Genomic DNA, 12,142 nt, shown 5'->3' with positions numbered 1-12,142 from the left:
CAACCCTACCTAGCGTCCGGTGGTCAGCAGGATCTTGCCGGTGTGCGTGCCAGACTCCATGAGGCGGTGTGCCTCGGCGGCCTCCGCGAGCGGAAGTACGTCCTGCACGACCGCCTTCACCTCACCAGCCTCGACCATCGGCCAGATGCGCTCCACGACCTCGGCGCAGATCGTCGCCTTCTGCTCGACCGGACGGCCGCGGAGGTTGGTGGCGATCACCGCGGCCCGCTTGCGGAGCAGGGCGTTGATGTCGAGCTCGGCCTTGGTGCCGCCCTGCATGCCGATGATGACCAGACGGCCCTCGGGGTTGAGGGCCTCGATGTTGCGGGCGAGGTACTTCGCGCCCATGTTGTCGAGGATGACGTCGGCGCCGCCGTAGACCTTGGCGACCTCGACGAAGTCCTGGTCCTTGTAGTTGATCGCCACCTCGGCGCCGAGAGACTTGGCGAGCTCGGCCTTCTCGGCCGAGCCGACGGTGGTGAGCACCCGGGCGCCGATCTGGCTGGCGAGCTGGATCGCCATCGTGCCGATCCCGCCGGCGCCGCCGTGGACCAGGAACGTCTCGTCGGGAGTCAGCCCGCCGACCATGAACACGTTGGACCACACGGTGGTGGTGACCTCGGGGAGCGCCGCGGCGGTGACCAGGTCGACCCCCTCGGGCACCGGCATCACCTGTCCGGCCGGGACGGCGACCTTCGTCGCGTAGCCGCCGCCGGCCAGCAGCGCGCACACCTCGTCGCCCACCTGCCATTCGTCGACGCCCTCGCCGACCGCGGAGATCACGCCGCTGCACTCCATCCCGATGATGTCGCTGGCGCCCCTAGGAGGCGGGTAGAAGCCCTGCCGCTGCAGCAGGTCGGCTCGGTTGAGGCCCGCGGCGGCGACGTCGATCACGACCTCACCAGCTGCCGGCTCCGGGTCGGGACGGTCGGTGACGGTGAGGACCTCGGGCCCTCCGGGCTGCTCGGCTACGACGGCTCGCATGCCTACACGTTAGAGCGTCTTCAAGTCCGTCCAGGTGTCGATGTCGCGGTGCTCGTCGCCCTCGGAGGGGACCTCGACGAGATCGAGGTCGGCCAGCAGCTTGCGCAACGGCATCCCGTGCTGCCCCTCGTGGTCCGGGCGGACCTCGGCGAGCCGGGCGGCGGAGAGGACCAGGGCCAGCTGGCGGCGCTCGTCCGGCCCGACGAGCACGGCACCGTCGCGACCGAACGCCGCCTCCCTGAGCCGCGACAGCGTCCGCGGGCGCAGGAAGGGCATGTCGACGGCGATCACCCCGACGTACGCCCGCGGGGTCAGCAACGCGTCCACGCCGGTCAGCAGGGCGGCGACCGGGCCGCCGAAGCGGGGGTCCTCGCGGACGAAGGTCACCGGACGCTCGGTGTGCACCGGGTCGCCCACGACGACGACCTCCATCGCGTCGACGACGGCGTCCAGCGCCCAGGCCAGCATCGTGCGACCGCCGAGCTCGATGCCGGACTTGTCGATCCCGTCGAGGCGGGAGCTGCGTCCTCCGGCGAGCAGCACGGCCGCGTACGGCTCCCATTCGTCCCAAGCAGTCACACGGCAGACCCTAGTCTGGAGAGGTGACCACCTGGAACAGCCTCCGGATCAGTCTCGTGCAGCACGCCTCCGGCCTGGAACCCGACGCCAACCGGTCCCTCCTGGCCGAGCTGACTCCCACCGACAGCGACCTGGTCGTCTTCCCCGAGGTCTTCGCCAGGGACTTCGGCAAGCCGGGATCCGACTTGAGTCCGTACGCCGAGGCCCAGGACGGGCCCTTCGGGACCGAGCTGTCCCGGGTGGCTGAGAAGCGCGGCGCCACGGTGGTGGCCGGGATGCTCGAGACCAGCGGCGATGCCGACGGCCGGCCGTTCAACACCTTGCTCGTGCGGGGCGGTGCGGAGGCGGCGTACCGGAAGATCCATCTCTACGACTCCTTCGGCTACAAGGAGTCGGACGCGCTGGTCGCGGGCGCGATCGAACCGGTCGTCGTCGAGATCGACGGAGTGCCGACCGGGCTGATGACCTGCTACGACCTGCGCTTCCCCGAACTCGCCCGGCGTCTGGTCGACCAGGGAGCCGAGCTGATCGTGCTGCCGGCCGCGTGGGTCGCCGGAGCGCGCAAGGTCGACCACTGGCGCACCCTCGTGCGAGCACGCGCGATCGAGAACACCGTCTTCATCGCGGCGGCCGCCCAGTCGGCCCCTCGTTACTGCGGTCATTCGATGATCGTCGACCCTCTCGGGGACGTTCTGGCCGAGGCCGGCGACGGCGACGAGATCGTCTCCGCGACGATCGATCGAGCCGTGCTCGAGGAGGCGCGTCGCACCAACCCCTCCCTGGTCAACCGCAGAATGTGACCTCGGTCAACAACTCCCCGTCACAGCGGTAAACGGATATCGATGACTCGTTAGGTTCACCCCTTCCCCGGTATCCTCGCCTGTTATGGACCGAGCCCCCCGCCGTCGCGCTGACAAGAGCAAGCGTGGCCGTCGTGCAGCCGGTCGCAGCGAGCCCACACCCGCCTACGTGGAGCCGACCTCGAGCGAGTCGCTGGCGTATGACCAGTGGGCGGAGGACGACTGGAACGGCTATCAGGACACCGGTCAGACCTTCGGCGGGCAGAGCAACGGTCCGGGCTGGAGCGAGAACGGCTGGGCCGACGAGACGTGGTACGACGAGCGTCAGCCGGTTCAGGAGCCTCCCTCCACGGGGGGTGGTCGCCGGATCGCGGGCCGTGCCGAGCCGGAGCAGTTCGACGAGCCGAACGGCTACACGGGCAAGCGAGCCGCGCGGACGGCACCGGAGGAGGCCCCCTACGGCGGCTACCCGGCGCCGGAGTTCCGGGCCGAGCCCGAGCCGGCCCTGAGCGGGCCGACCGCGCCGCCGCCGAGTGCCTGGCAGGCGCCGGCCTACTCCACGCCGGCTCCCTACCTCGGGACGACCGGTCTGGCGCAGGCTCCGCAGACGCCGCCGCACATCCAGCAGCCTGTCTATCAGCCCGACCCCTACCAGTCCGGCCACCTCGAGCCGATCCACGATCCCGCCGGGCCCTACGACACCGAGCCGTCCGGTCGGCCCACCCCCGCCGCCAAGGTGACCTCGTTCCTCGCTCAGCCGCGGGTCCCCGGAGCCGGCGCCGCCCGCGCGGGCCTCGGCATCATCGAGAGCCTGACCGCCGGCACCATCCGGGCGATCTGGCTGGTCGCGCTCGCCGTCGGCGTGCTCGGCCTTGCGGTCAGTGCCTTCGACCTGGGCCCGGAGATCTTCGGCGGCCTCGGCGCCGTCGTGGTCGGCACCGCCTACACCTTCGCGCTGGCCCACCGCACCGGTGGCCGCCCGCTGATCTTCGGCTCCCTGGCAGGGGTCGCCGGGCTCGTCGTGGTGCTCGTGGACAACGAGGCGCTGCGTACGGGTGCAGCGGTTCTGGTCGCATCGGTGGCTGCGGTCCTCGCGGTGATGGCCACCGTCCCGTCGCGTCGTTTCCCGAAGACGATCCGGGAGACGTTCATCGCCGTCGGCATCGCCGCGCTGGGCAGCTTCGCGGCGCTCGGCTTCGAGCCGGTGGTGATGGTCTCCCGGTTCGAGTACGCAACGCTGGCCTGCTCGCTCGCCATCGCCTTCTTCGCGGTCTACCGCCTCGGTGCCGGCCTGCACGGCCTCGGCCGGCGCGGCGCGATCATCGTAGGTATCGGTGGCCTGATGCTCGCGCTCACGCTGATCTACGCCGAGATGCTGCGCCGCTACGGCAGCACCGGCCTGATGGACTCGGTCGACGACATGCAGCGCTGGTGCCGCATCCACATCGGTGGCTACCCGCACCCGATCCAGGCGCTCTTCGGGGTCCCGGCGCTGGTCTGGGGCAGCCACATGCGCTCCCGGCGCCGCCAGGGCTGGTGGGTCTGCCTCTTCGGTGTCGCGCTCACCGCGCCTGTCGCCAGCACGTTCCTCAACCCCGATGTCGGGCTCGCCGAGGCTGCTCTCTCGGTCGTCTACAGCATCCTCATCGGTCTGGTCATCGCGTTCGTCATCATTCGCATCGACCTCGCGCTCACCGGCTCGACGGCCGCCGGCAGCGGTCGCAGGGCGGCCCGCGAGGCCGACGAGGCCAGCGCCGTCCGCCCCGAGCCGGGCCGTACGCACGCACTGCTCTGAGGCGCTCCCCGGCTGGGGCTACCATGCGGTAACCCATAGGTTCTGGGGTATGAACCGAAGAGTCCCCACCACGATCGCTGCCGAGATGGTTGCGAACGTCATGAGCGTCGGAGTGCAACCCGGGGACAAGGTGGCCGTCGGGGACACCGTCATGCTCCTGGAGTCGATGAAGATGGAGATCCCGGTCCTCGCCGAGGCCCCGGGCACCGTGGTAGCGGTCAAGGTCGCCTCCGGAGACGTCGTCCAGGAGGGCGACGTTCTCGTCGAGTTGAGCGCCTGAGCCTCAGGCGCACTAGACTCGCCCACGCGCCCACGGGCGCATGGAGAGGTGCCGGAGTGGCCGATCGGAACCGCCTTGAAAGCGGTCGTAGGGAGACCTACCGCGGGTTCGAATCCCGCCCTCTCTGCCAGATTGAGCGCCAGCGAAAGCTGGCTGAGGGGGCGTTGGCAAGGGTGTGGCCCTGCTCAGACTTCCTGTAGGTGCCGATCCACGTCGATCATCAACCGCCGCAGCTCGAGGAGGAGATCCTCGAGGTCGGTGCGGTCGAGCACGTCGTCGGCGAGGACGGCGAGCCTGCTCAGCAACGTGCCGCGGTCGCGGAGCGCGCTGACATCGGTGAGGGCATGCCACTCCTGACCGGTGTCGAGGACCAGCAACGCCTCACGTACGCCTCCGAGGCGCTGGCGAACCGACCAGCGCCAGAGACCGACGTTGGCCCCCGGACGGGGAGCGGCGATTGCGGTATCCAGGGCCCGAAGAACATCCGACATATTGGGAAGCACACCTGTCATGAGCAGATTGTGACCTAGGTCACGTAAAGGAGCAAGCCGATGCGGCTCTCGGCTCCCGTGTCGGCCACAATGGAGAGCGTGTCATCTGCTGAGCTCACCTACTACCGCCTCGCGCCATCCGTGCAGGCCCGCCTCGTCGGTGCCGCCATGGTCGGCCTGGCGCTCATGGTCTTCGCCGGCACGGCCGTCGTGATCGCGGCCCGGATCGACTTCGCGTGGCTCTTCGTCCCGCTCCTCGCCGGCGTCGTCGCGGTGATCGGGTTCGGATGGTGGCTTCGCAACAAGGCGTACGTCCTGCGCGCCAGCGCCCAGGGCTACCGGGTCGCGTTCGTGCGAGGCGCCGGTGTGCGCGAGGCTCGCTGGGTCGACATCCAGGAGGCGGTGACCACCATGCCCGCCGGCACGCCGTGCCTGGAGCTGCGGCTCAAGAAGGGTGGCGCCACCACGATCCCGGTGACCATCCTCAGCATCGACCGAGAGCAGTTCGTACGCGAGCTCCAGGTCTATCTGAAGGCCACGATCAAGCCTCTCGACACCACCGCGGGATCGTCCGACGCGCCCTGATTGGTCCCAGGAGTGCGGGTCTTGTAGCCTGTTCGAGCGGTATGGAGGCGTCGCCTAGTCCGGTCTATGGCGCTCGACTGCTAATCGAGTTTGGGGCTTAAACCCCATCGAGGGTTCAAATCCCTCCGCCTCCGCCAGTTTCAATGTGTTTGGCCCCCTTGATGAGGGGGCCAAACTCGTCTCTGACCTGCAATTTTGTGCGTTGCTTAGGTTCGTACAGCGGAACGAAGGTTGTTCTTAACCTGCGGCTGGCACCATAATTCGATGCGTAGGCCTCTCGGCGACAACCGCGGCCTCGAGACCACGAAGGGAAAACTATGAAGCTCGTACGCTCTGCGGCGGCTCTTGCGCTGGCCTCCGCTGCGACGGTCGTCGTTAGTTTGTTCGCCACGGCCCCCGCTCAGGCCGACACCAGTTGGATCAATCAGGCTGACACCAGCTGGATCGCTGCGAACGACGACACCAGCTGGTGATGTGCGGCATCCGATGCCGGTGATCAGTGGTGACATCGTTCACCGGCATCAGTCGCGCTGTGGAGGCGCAGTGTTGCCGAGCCTGTCGGTCTCGGCATCGCTGCGGCCGATCTCATAGCCCAGTTGGAACCGAGTGTCCGCTCCGAACTCGTCCTTGAGGTCGGAGACATAGCCGGCGTACGTTCGTGGGCTCACGCCAAGGCGTTTCGATGCCGCGGGGTCGGAATGCCCTTCGATCAACATCCGCAGGGTCATCGACCGCTGCTCGCCAGCCACTTCTTTCATCGTCGATGTGTCCGCTGCGGAGAAGGGGCGGGCTCGTTCCCACGATCGCTCATAGACATCGACCAGATAGGCCACGATGGCAGGCTCTCGCACTGCTATGGCCGTATCGATCCCGTTGGGTCCCGGGATGATCGCGACCCGACGGTCGAAAATGAGGATCTTGTTGAAGAACTCGTCCAGTGTTCGGACTTCGCCTCCCGCTTGTGAGACCGCGACGACGTAGTCCCGGGTCGCAGAGTGGCGGCGGGCTGCATGCTGGTAGAGCGTTCGCATCGTCACGCCGCGCCTGAGGAGCGCGGCGTCTTTACGGGCGGTTTCCGCGAGCACGCTGGGATCACGCGTTGCCTGCGGCTGGGCGGTGAGTGCCTCGAATTCGCATTCCGCAACCAGAGAATCGATGTACGGCTGGATCTGTGGCCGGTGGAGGTTGGTGATGCCACCACCACGTTGATCGGCCGGCGTCGAGCGGCGCCAAGCGCTGTGCAGGGCGGTGAAGTCGTTGGCCCACTCAGCCGACTCCTGGAGGAGCCTGATCCCCTCCTGGGTCATGGGTGTGACGACCTGTGCCTGCACGGTCGCCGGGTCGACGGTCAACCAGGTGTCCGGTGCCTCGTCGGGATTGCGGACGAGCCCCAGCTCCTCAAGAGCTGCCAACGCGCCCGCGTACTCCCCGTCCTCGCTGACTCGTGGGTCCGACACGGGGATCCCGCCCTGATTCGCGATGAGTTCGAAGAGCTCGATGCCCTTGGCCTCGATCAGTGCACGCGTCCCGGGCGTGCGTCCCTTGTCGGTCACGTTGTTCTCCTCGCCGGACGGCGTGGGTCGACGTTTGCTCACGCTCCACCTCCCCGATGCTGTGGCTAGCGCCAGATCTTCTCACACGTGGCGATTTCTGGTCACGGACCATCTTCCGCTAATCTTCTACACGTTGCTTCGGTAACACTGCGCCTGTAGCTCAACGGATAGAGCATCTGACTACGGATCAGAAGGTTTGGGGTTCGAATCCCTACAGGCGCGCAGAACATGTCAACACGAGAGATTGGCCCCTGACCAGGCATACCGCCCGGGCAGGGGCCTTCTTCATGTCCGCATCCGGCGCTCCGGCAGCTTCTCGGGACGCCTACGCTCGAGCAGCGATCGTCCCGGGCAGGCTGAGAAGGACGAAGGCACCGGTGGCGGCGAGGGTTCGTAGGGTGTGGAAGATCAGCCACGGCTTCTCGAACGAGGACACGGCGCCGCCGTTGGCCAGGGCGTCGTTCAGTGGCAGGTTCGCCGCGAAGGTGATGACGACGGCGGCCACGGCCAGGCAGGCGGCGGTGATGGAGAGCGGGCTCCGGTGCCATCCGAGGAGGGTCAGGGCCAGGAGCGGGGCGCCCAGGAAGAAGGCCAGGAACACCGGGTTGACGATGACCACGTTGAGCCGGTTCATGACCCGTGCGTAGACCTCGTCTGGCTGGCCGTGCAGCGCCGGCATGAAGGCGACGAGGAAGGCGATGTAGATGCCGGCGGTGACGCCGTTGAGCAGTCTCGCGCCGGTGAGTACGACCTCGCTCATGACTGCTCACCCCGGCCGAGATGATCGATGCTTCGAGCTGCGCGGCCCAGGGCCGACTCGACGTCCCTGGTCACGTACGCGTTGCGTCCGTCGAGAACCTCCTCGAAGAGGTACGCCAGCCCGGCCGCGTCGGCCGCCGGCAACCCGGCCGCGGTAAGGACCGCGACGTAGTCCTCGGTGGGCATGGAGCGGTACGTGACGGCGGGCCCGCCGATGGCCTGCGCGGCCTCCTCGAAGGTGAGCAGTTGAGGCCCGGTGAGCTCGAGAACCCGGCCGACGTAGCCCTTGTCGAGGAGGGCTGCGACGGCGACGGCGGCGATGTCGTCGGCGTCGACGAACGGCTCGGCGACGGTGTGCTCGACCATGGTGAGCGAACCGGCCGCGAGCTCGTCCGCGAACGCACCTTCGGTGAAGTTCTGCATGAAGAAGGCCGAACGCAGGATCGTCCACTCGGCGCCCGAGGCCATCATGGCCTGCTCGGCTCGCTGAGCACCGTCCTCACCGCGGCCGGAGAGCAGTACGAGCCGGCTGCAGCCCGCGGCGACCGCCTGGGCGGCGAACGCACCGATGATCTCGTCGGCACCCGGCAGACCGAGGTCGGGCTGGAAGGTCAGATAGGCCGATACGCAGCCGTCGACGGCCTCGGACCAGGTGGTCTGGTCGTGCCAGTCGAACCGGGGTGCCGTGTGGCGGGTGACGGCACGTACATCGTGGTCGAGGGTCTGGAGGCGGTGGGCGACGCGCTGGCCGGTCTTGCCGGTGGCGCCGGTGATGAGAGTTGTCATGCCTCTAATCTGGCCGGAGCCGAGCGACGGTGGAATACGCTCGGCTCCAGGCAGCATGCGTTATCGTCTCACCATGTCGTCACTGGATCTGCTCATGGACGGTCCGCGGGCCCAGGCCGCGTTCCTGCTGAAGGCGGTGTTCGACGGGGAGTGGTCGATCACCGCCGAGGACGAGGTGCCGCTCACGGTCATCGCGATCGCACGCGGCGAGGCGGTCTTCACCGGCTGCGAGGGACCGCAGGACGTAGCGGCAGGTGACGTGATCGTGTGCCGCGGGCCCGCGACCTATGTCATCGCCGACTCGGCCGATCGCCCCGCCGACATCCGGATCCTGCCGGGCCAGGTCTGTGTCGACCCGAGCGGTGCCCTGCTGGCCGAGGAGCTGGCGTTGGGCGTACGCACCTGGGGGAACAGTCGCTCGCCGGAGGCGACCGTGATGCTCATCGGGACCTATGAACGCGAGACATCGGTGGGCTCGCTGCTGTTGTCTCGGCTGCCGACCAGCGTGGTGCTGCGCGGCTTCGACACCGCCGTTCTCGACCTCCTTTCGGCAGAGCTGGTGCGTGAGGAGGCCGGTCAGACGGCCCTGCTCGACCGACTGTTGGACGTACTCGTGGTCAAAGCCGTGCGTGAGGTGCTCGCGGCCTCCCCGGCTCTTCCCGCCGACGATGCCGTGGCCGCGGTGCTGCGGGCGATGGAACGACACCCTGAGCTCCCCTGGACGGTCGCCGGCCTCGGTGAGCAGGTCGGTCTCTCGCGAGCCGCTCTGGCCCGGCGCTTCACCGAGCAGGTCGGCGAGCCACCGCTGGCGTACCTGACCCGGTGGCGGCTCGCCTTGGCCGCGGATCTGCTGATCGGCACGGACCTGACCCTGTCGGCGATCGCCGCCCGCGTCGGCTACGCCAACCCGTTCGCCCTCAGCGCGGCCTTCAAGCGTCTGCACGGCACCTCGCCGACGTCTTTCCGGAGCCGCCACGTCGCCTGAGCGCTGGGTGACTTCGACCGCTCGAAGGATCGTTATTACGTCAAGCAACTACCCGCTAGCCTCGTTGGTATGGATAGTAGGCGTGCAGCGGACGGGGAGGTGGCCCCGCTCTCGCCCGAGGAGGAGACTGCCTGGCGTGCGTTGGGGCGGGCGGTCGTGGTGATTCCGCGGGTGCTCGAGTCCGATCTCATGCAGTCGGAGGGCCTGAGTCTCACGGAGTACACCGTGCTGATGAACCTGTCCGAGGCTCCTGAGCGCTCGTTGCGTATGAGCGAGCTCGCCAACTACGTATCGATCTCGGTCAGCGGGCTGACTCGTGTCGTGGAGCGGTTGGAGCGGACGGGATTGGTCGAGCGGGTCCGTTCGACGGCGGACGGTCGCGGCCAGCTGGCGCGCTTGACCCCGGCCGGATTGAAGTGTCTGAAGAAGGCTTGGCCGGTGCACCTGGAGAGCGTCCGGCGCCACGTGATGGATCATCTCCAGAACGTCGACCTGGCCGCGTTCGCCGATGCTCTCGCGGCGATCGCTCAGGCCGAGGTCGGACCGCCGGTTCGTCGCCGCGGCCGCTGATCAGTAGACGCATCTTCACGTTCCTTGCTCCGTTTCGCCGCCGGCGGCGAGACGCATCAGGTCGGTCGAGAAGTCGACATCGTTGATCGTTTGCGGCGCGCCCGCGGCGGTGCCGCCGAACTGATGTCGGTGGCGGCTCCAGTTCTGTTCGGCGATCTGGGGGCCGGTGCCGTTCCGCAGGAAGATGGCCAGCTCGCCGGCCGCTCGGGCGATCCGGTCGCCCAGGTCCGGGGAGCTCCAGTCCTCGGGGGCGGCGTACAGGGATGTCGGCATCGGGATCGCACGCAGGAACGCGAACAGTGGCCGGAGCTGCTCATCGACGACCATGGCGTGCCGGCTCGTGCCTCCTGTCGCAGCCAAGATGACGGGCTTCGCGATGAGCAGGTCGTTGTCGAGAAGGTCCACGAAGGACTTGAACAGCCCGCTGATCCCGGCCTTGTAGACCGGGGTGCTCGCGATGATCGCGTCGGACTCCGCGAGGTCGTTGACGGCCGCGGTGACCTTTCGGCTCGGCATGCCTGAGACCAGCGCCTGGGCGATGTCGACCGCGATCGTCGACAGATCGACCGAGCGGAACATCGCGCTCAGACCGGAGGCGCCCAGGGCGTCGGCGGTACGTTGGGCCGCTCGGTCGGCGAGGAGCCGACTCGAGGACGGGTCGCTCACGCCGGCGGTGAGGACGGCGATGGTCACCGCGCCCATCACAGCGCCGCCGGGAACTGGGCCGCGACGTTCGGATCGCTGTCGTGGTAGGGGGAGGGGCCGGACAGGTTGTCGCCACGGTTCGGGTTCGGCCGCGGCTGGCGGGGCTCGCCGTCGCCGTACTTGGCTGCGACCAACGAGGCATGGGTCGGTGCCTCGGGGACGCCGGGCGCGCGGCGCGACTCCATCTCCTTGCGCAGAACTGGCACGACCTCGGTCCCGAGAATCTCGACCTGCTCCAGTGCGACCTCGACGGGGAGGCCGAGGCCGTCGACCGCGAAGAGCTGGCGCTGATAGTCACCGAAGCCCTCCTGGAACGTCAGCGTCTTGTCGATGACCTCCTGCGGACTGCCGACCGTCAGCGGCGTACCCGTCATCCAGTCCTCCAGACGCGCTCCGCGGAAGACGGGGAAGGCCTCGAAGTACGGGCGGAATCGTTCGACCGCATCCTGCGACCGGCGGGCGATGAACGCCTGCCCGCCGAGGCCGACGATCGCCTGCTCCGCGGTGCCGTGACCGTAGTGCTCGAACCGCTTGCGGTAGAGGTCGACGAGCGGCTTGAAGGCGAGATTCGGGGCCAGGATGTGATTGGCGAAGAAGCCGTTGCCGTAGTACGCCGCCTGCTCGGCGATCTCGGGAGTTCGGATCGAGCCGTGCCAGACGAACGGCGCGACATCGTCCAGCGGTCGCGGCGTCGAGGTGAAACCCTGCAACGGAGTCCTGAACTTGCCCTCCCAATCCACGACGTCCTCCCGCCACAGCCGGTGGAGAAGGTTGTAGTTCTCCAGCGCCAGGGCAACGCCCTGGCGGATGTCCTTCCCGAACCAGGGGTAGACCGGGACGGTGTTGCCCCTTCCGAGCATCACGTCGAGCCGGCCGCCGGCGACGTGCTGGAGCATCGCGTAGTCCTCGGCGACCTTGACCGGGTCGTTGGTAGTCATCAGCGTCACCGAGGTGCTGAGGATGATCCGCTCCGTCAGCGCCGCGATGTGACCCAGCAGGGTCGTGGGCGACGAGGGGATGAACGGCGGGTTGTGGTGCTCCCCGATGGCGAAGACGTCCAGGCCCACCTCGTCGGCCCGCTGCGCGATGCGGACGATGTTGCGGATGCGCTCCGCCTCGCTCTGGGTGTAGCCGGTGGTCGGGTCCTGGGTGACGTCCCCGACGCTGAAGATCCCGAACTGCATGATGCGTGGTCCTAACGCTCGAAGGAGCAACTTGCCTGCGCGGGTAGGATACTTGTGCGCACAAACAAATACGTGGACACCGAGCA

14 protein-coding genes and 3 tRNA genes are annotated in these 12,142 nt (G+C 68.1%); 9 read left to right on the top strand and 8 right to left on the bottom strand.

Annotation, left to right across the window (positions count from 1 at the left end):
• Window positions 1-9 precede the first annotated feature (9 nt).
• Window positions 10-984: an NAD(P)H-quinone oxidoreductase gene (locus ACFX43_RS01320; protein WP_378816043.1), complete on the bottom strand. Its 975-nt coding sequence runs from the start codon at window positions 982-984 to the stop codon at window positions 10-12.
• Window positions 985-993: 9 nt separating this feature from the next.
• Complete coding sequence (locus tag ACFX43_RS01315) at window positions 994-1,563, bottom strand: molybdenum cofactor guanylyltransferase (RefSeq protein ID WP_378816041.1); 570 nt, start codon at window positions 1,561-1,563, stop codon at window positions 994-996.
• Between the two features lie 23 nt (window positions 1,564-1,586).
• On the opposite strand from ACFX43_RS01315, the gene ACFX43_RS01310 reads away from it, so the two are divergent.
• From ACFX43_RS01310 to ACFX43_RS01295, 4 genes are all read left to right on the top strand, one after another.
• Window positions 1,587-2,363 (top strand): carbon-nitrogen hydrolase family protein, encoded by a 777-nt coding sequence (locus tag ACFX43_RS01310; RefSeq protein WP_378816039.1) that lies wholly within the window; start codon window positions 1,587-1,589, stop codon window positions 2,361-2,363.
• Window positions 2,364-2,448: 85 nt separating this feature from the next.
• A complete protein-coding gene (locus tag ACFX43_RS01305; RefSeq protein WP_378816037.1) occupies window positions 2,449-4,158 on the top strand; it encodes a hypothetical protein in 1,710 nt (569 codons plus the stop codon).
• A 49-nt stretch (window positions 4,159-4,207) separates the two neighbouring features.
• On the top strand, window positions 4,208-4,438 hold the full coding sequence (locus tag ACFX43_RS01300; RefSeq protein WP_091044463.1) for a biotin/lipoyl-binding carrier protein: 231 nt from the start codon (window positions 4,208-4,210) through the stop codon (window positions 4,436-4,438).
• A 42-nt stretch (window positions 4,439-4,480) separates the two neighbouring features.
• Window positions 4,481-4,568, top strand: a tRNA-Ser gene (locus ACFX43_RS01295).
• A gap of 55 nt (window positions 4,569-4,623) precedes the next feature.
• Here ACFX43_RS01295 and ACFX43_RS01290 read toward each other — a convergent pair.
• A complete protein-coding gene (locus ACFX43_RS01290) occupies window positions 4,624-4,929 on the bottom strand; it encodes a hypothetical protein (protein WP_378816035.1) in 306 nt (101 codons plus the stop codon).
• Between the two features lie 90 nt (window positions 4,930-5,019).
• On the opposite strand from ACFX43_RS01290, the gene ACFX43_RS01285 reads away from it, so the two are divergent.
• Complete coding sequence (locus ACFX43_RS01285; RefSeq protein ID WP_378816102.1) at window positions 5,020-5,514, top strand: hypothetical protein; 495 nt, start codon at window positions 5,020-5,022, stop codon at window positions 5,512-5,514.
• Window positions 5,515-5,557: 43 nt separating this feature from the next.
• Window positions 5,558-5,651, top strand: a tRNA-Ser gene (locus ACFX43_RS01280).
• A 384-nt stretch (window positions 5,652-6,035) separates the two neighbouring features.
• Here ACFX43_RS01280 and ACFX43_RS01275 read toward each other — a convergent pair.
• Window positions 6,036-7,067, bottom strand: coding sequence for a LuxR family transcriptional regulator (locus ACFX43_RS01275; RefSeq protein ID WP_378816033.1), 1,032 nt, complete (start codon window positions 7,065-7,067; stop codon window positions 6,036-6,038).
• 149 nt (window positions 7,068-7,216) lie between these two features.
• Between ACFX43_RS01275 and ACFX43_RS01270 the strand changes: the two genes are divergently transcribed.
• A tRNA-Arg gene (locus ACFX43_RS01270) sits at window positions 7,217-7,289 on the top strand.
• Between the two features lie 103 nt (window positions 7,290-7,392).
• Here the strand turns inward: ACFX43_RS01270 and ACFX43_RS01265 are convergent.
• Window positions 7,393-7,827, bottom strand: a complete 435-nt coding sequence (locus ACFX43_RS01265; protein ID WP_378816031.1) for an anthrone oxygenase family protein — start codon at window positions 7,825-7,827, stop codon at window positions 7,393-7,395.
• Window positions 7,824-8,612, bottom strand: a complete 789-nt coding sequence (locus tag ACFX43_RS01260; protein ID WP_378816029.1) for an SDR family oxidoreductase — start codon at window positions 8,610-8,612, stop codon at window positions 7,824-7,826. The genes ACFX43_RS01265 and ACFX43_RS01260 overlap by 4 nt, the downstream gene beginning before the upstream one ends.
• Window positions 8,613-8,685: 73 nt before the next feature.
• On the opposite strand from ACFX43_RS01260, the gene ACFX43_RS01255 reads away from it, so the two are divergent.
• Together ACFX43_RS01255 and ACFX43_RS01250 are read left to right on the top strand one after the other, a co-directional pair.
• Window positions 8,686-9,597 carry an AraC family transcriptional regulator gene (locus tag ACFX43_RS01255; RefSeq protein ID WP_378816027.1) on the top strand — a complete coding sequence of 304 codons (912 nt, stop codon included), beginning with the start codon at window positions 8,686-8,688 and terminating at the stop codon, window positions 9,595-9,597.
• 69 nt (window positions 9,598-9,666) lie between these two features.
• The gene (locus ACFX43_RS01250) at window positions 9,667-10,167 is read left to right on the top strand and encodes a MarR family winged helix-turn-helix transcriptional regulator (protein WP_378816025.1); all 501 of its coding nucleotides are present in this window, start codon (window positions 9,667-9,669) and stop codon (window positions 10,165-10,167) included.
• Window positions 10,168-10,182: 15 nt separating this feature from the next.
• On the opposite strand, the gene ACFX43_RS01245 is transcribed toward ACFX43_RS01250, so the two are convergent.
• Together ACFX43_RS01245 and ACFX43_RS01240 are read right to left on the bottom strand one after the other, a co-directional pair.
• On the bottom strand, window positions 10,183-10,869 hold the full coding sequence (locus tag ACFX43_RS01245; RefSeq protein WP_378816023.1) for a CE1759 family FMN reductase: 687 nt from the start codon (window positions 10,867-10,869) through the stop codon (window positions 10,183-10,185).
• Window positions 10,869-12,056 (bottom strand): CE1758 family FMN-dependent luciferase-like monooxygenase, encoded by a 1,188-nt coding sequence (locus ACFX43_RS01240; RefSeq protein WP_378816021.1) that lies wholly within the window; start codon window positions 12,054-12,056, stop codon window positions 10,869-10,871. The genes ACFX43_RS01245 and ACFX43_RS01240 overlap by 1 nt, the downstream gene beginning before the upstream one ends.
• Window positions 12,057-12,142 lie beyond the last annotated feature (86 nt).

The sequence above is a fragment of the Nocardioides sp. YIM B13467 genome (assembly GCF_042788075.1).
Lineage (GTDB): Bacteria > Actinomycetota > Actinomycetes > Propionibacteriales > Nocardioidaceae > Nocardioides.
Note: the sequence above shows the minus strand (reverse complement) of the source record. Positions and strands in the feature narration are given on the sequence as shown.

Excerpts from the sequence above, each read along its gene's own strand:
- ACFX43_RS01320 (WP_378816043.1), bottom strand. The coding sequence starts at position 984 with ATGCGAGCCGTCGTAGCCGAGCAGCCCGGAGGGCCCGAGGTCCTCACC.
- ACFX43_RS01305 (WP_378816037.1), top strand. The coding sequence starts at position 2,449 with ATGGACCGAGCCCCCCGCCGTCGCGCTGACAAGAGCAAGCGTGGCCGT.
- ACFX43_RS01300 (WP_091044463.1), top strand. The coding sequence starts at position 4,208 with ATGAACCGAAGAGTCCCCACCACGATCGCTGCCGAGATGGTTGCGAAC.
- ACFX43_RS01290 (WP_378816035.1), bottom strand. The coding sequence starts at position 4,929 with ATGTCGGATGTTCTTCGGGCCCTGGATACCGCAATCGCCGCTCCCCGT.
- ACFX43_RS01285 (WP_378816102.1), top strand. The coding sequence starts at position 5,020 with ATGGAGAGCGTGTCATCTGCTGAGCTCACCTACTACCGCCTCGCGCCA.
- ACFX43_RS01265 (WP_378816031.1), bottom strand. The coding sequence starts at position 7,827 with ATGAGCGAGGTCGTACTCACCGGCGCGAGACTGCTCAACGGCGTCACC.
- ACFX43_RS01260 (WP_378816029.1), bottom strand. The coding sequence starts at position 8,612 with ATGACAACTCTCATCACCGGCGCCACCGGCAAGACCGGCCAGCGCGTC.
- ACFX43_RS01255 (WP_378816027.1), top strand. The coding sequence starts at position 8,686 with ATGTCGTCACTGGATCTGCTCATGGACGGTCCGCGGGCCCAGGCCGCG.
- ACFX43_RS01250 (WP_378816025.1), top strand. The coding sequence starts at position 9,667 with ATGGATAGTAGGCGTGCAGCGGACGGGGAGGTGGCCCCGCTCTCGCCC.
- ACFX43_RS01245 (WP_378816023.1), bottom strand. The coding sequence starts at position 10,869 with ATGGGCGCGGTGACCATCGCCGTCCTCACCGCCGGCGTGAGCGACCCG.
- ACFX43_RS01240 (WP_378816021.1), bottom strand. The coding sequence starts at position 12,056 with ATGCAGTTCGGGATCTTCAGCGTCGGGGACGTCACCCAGGACCCGACC.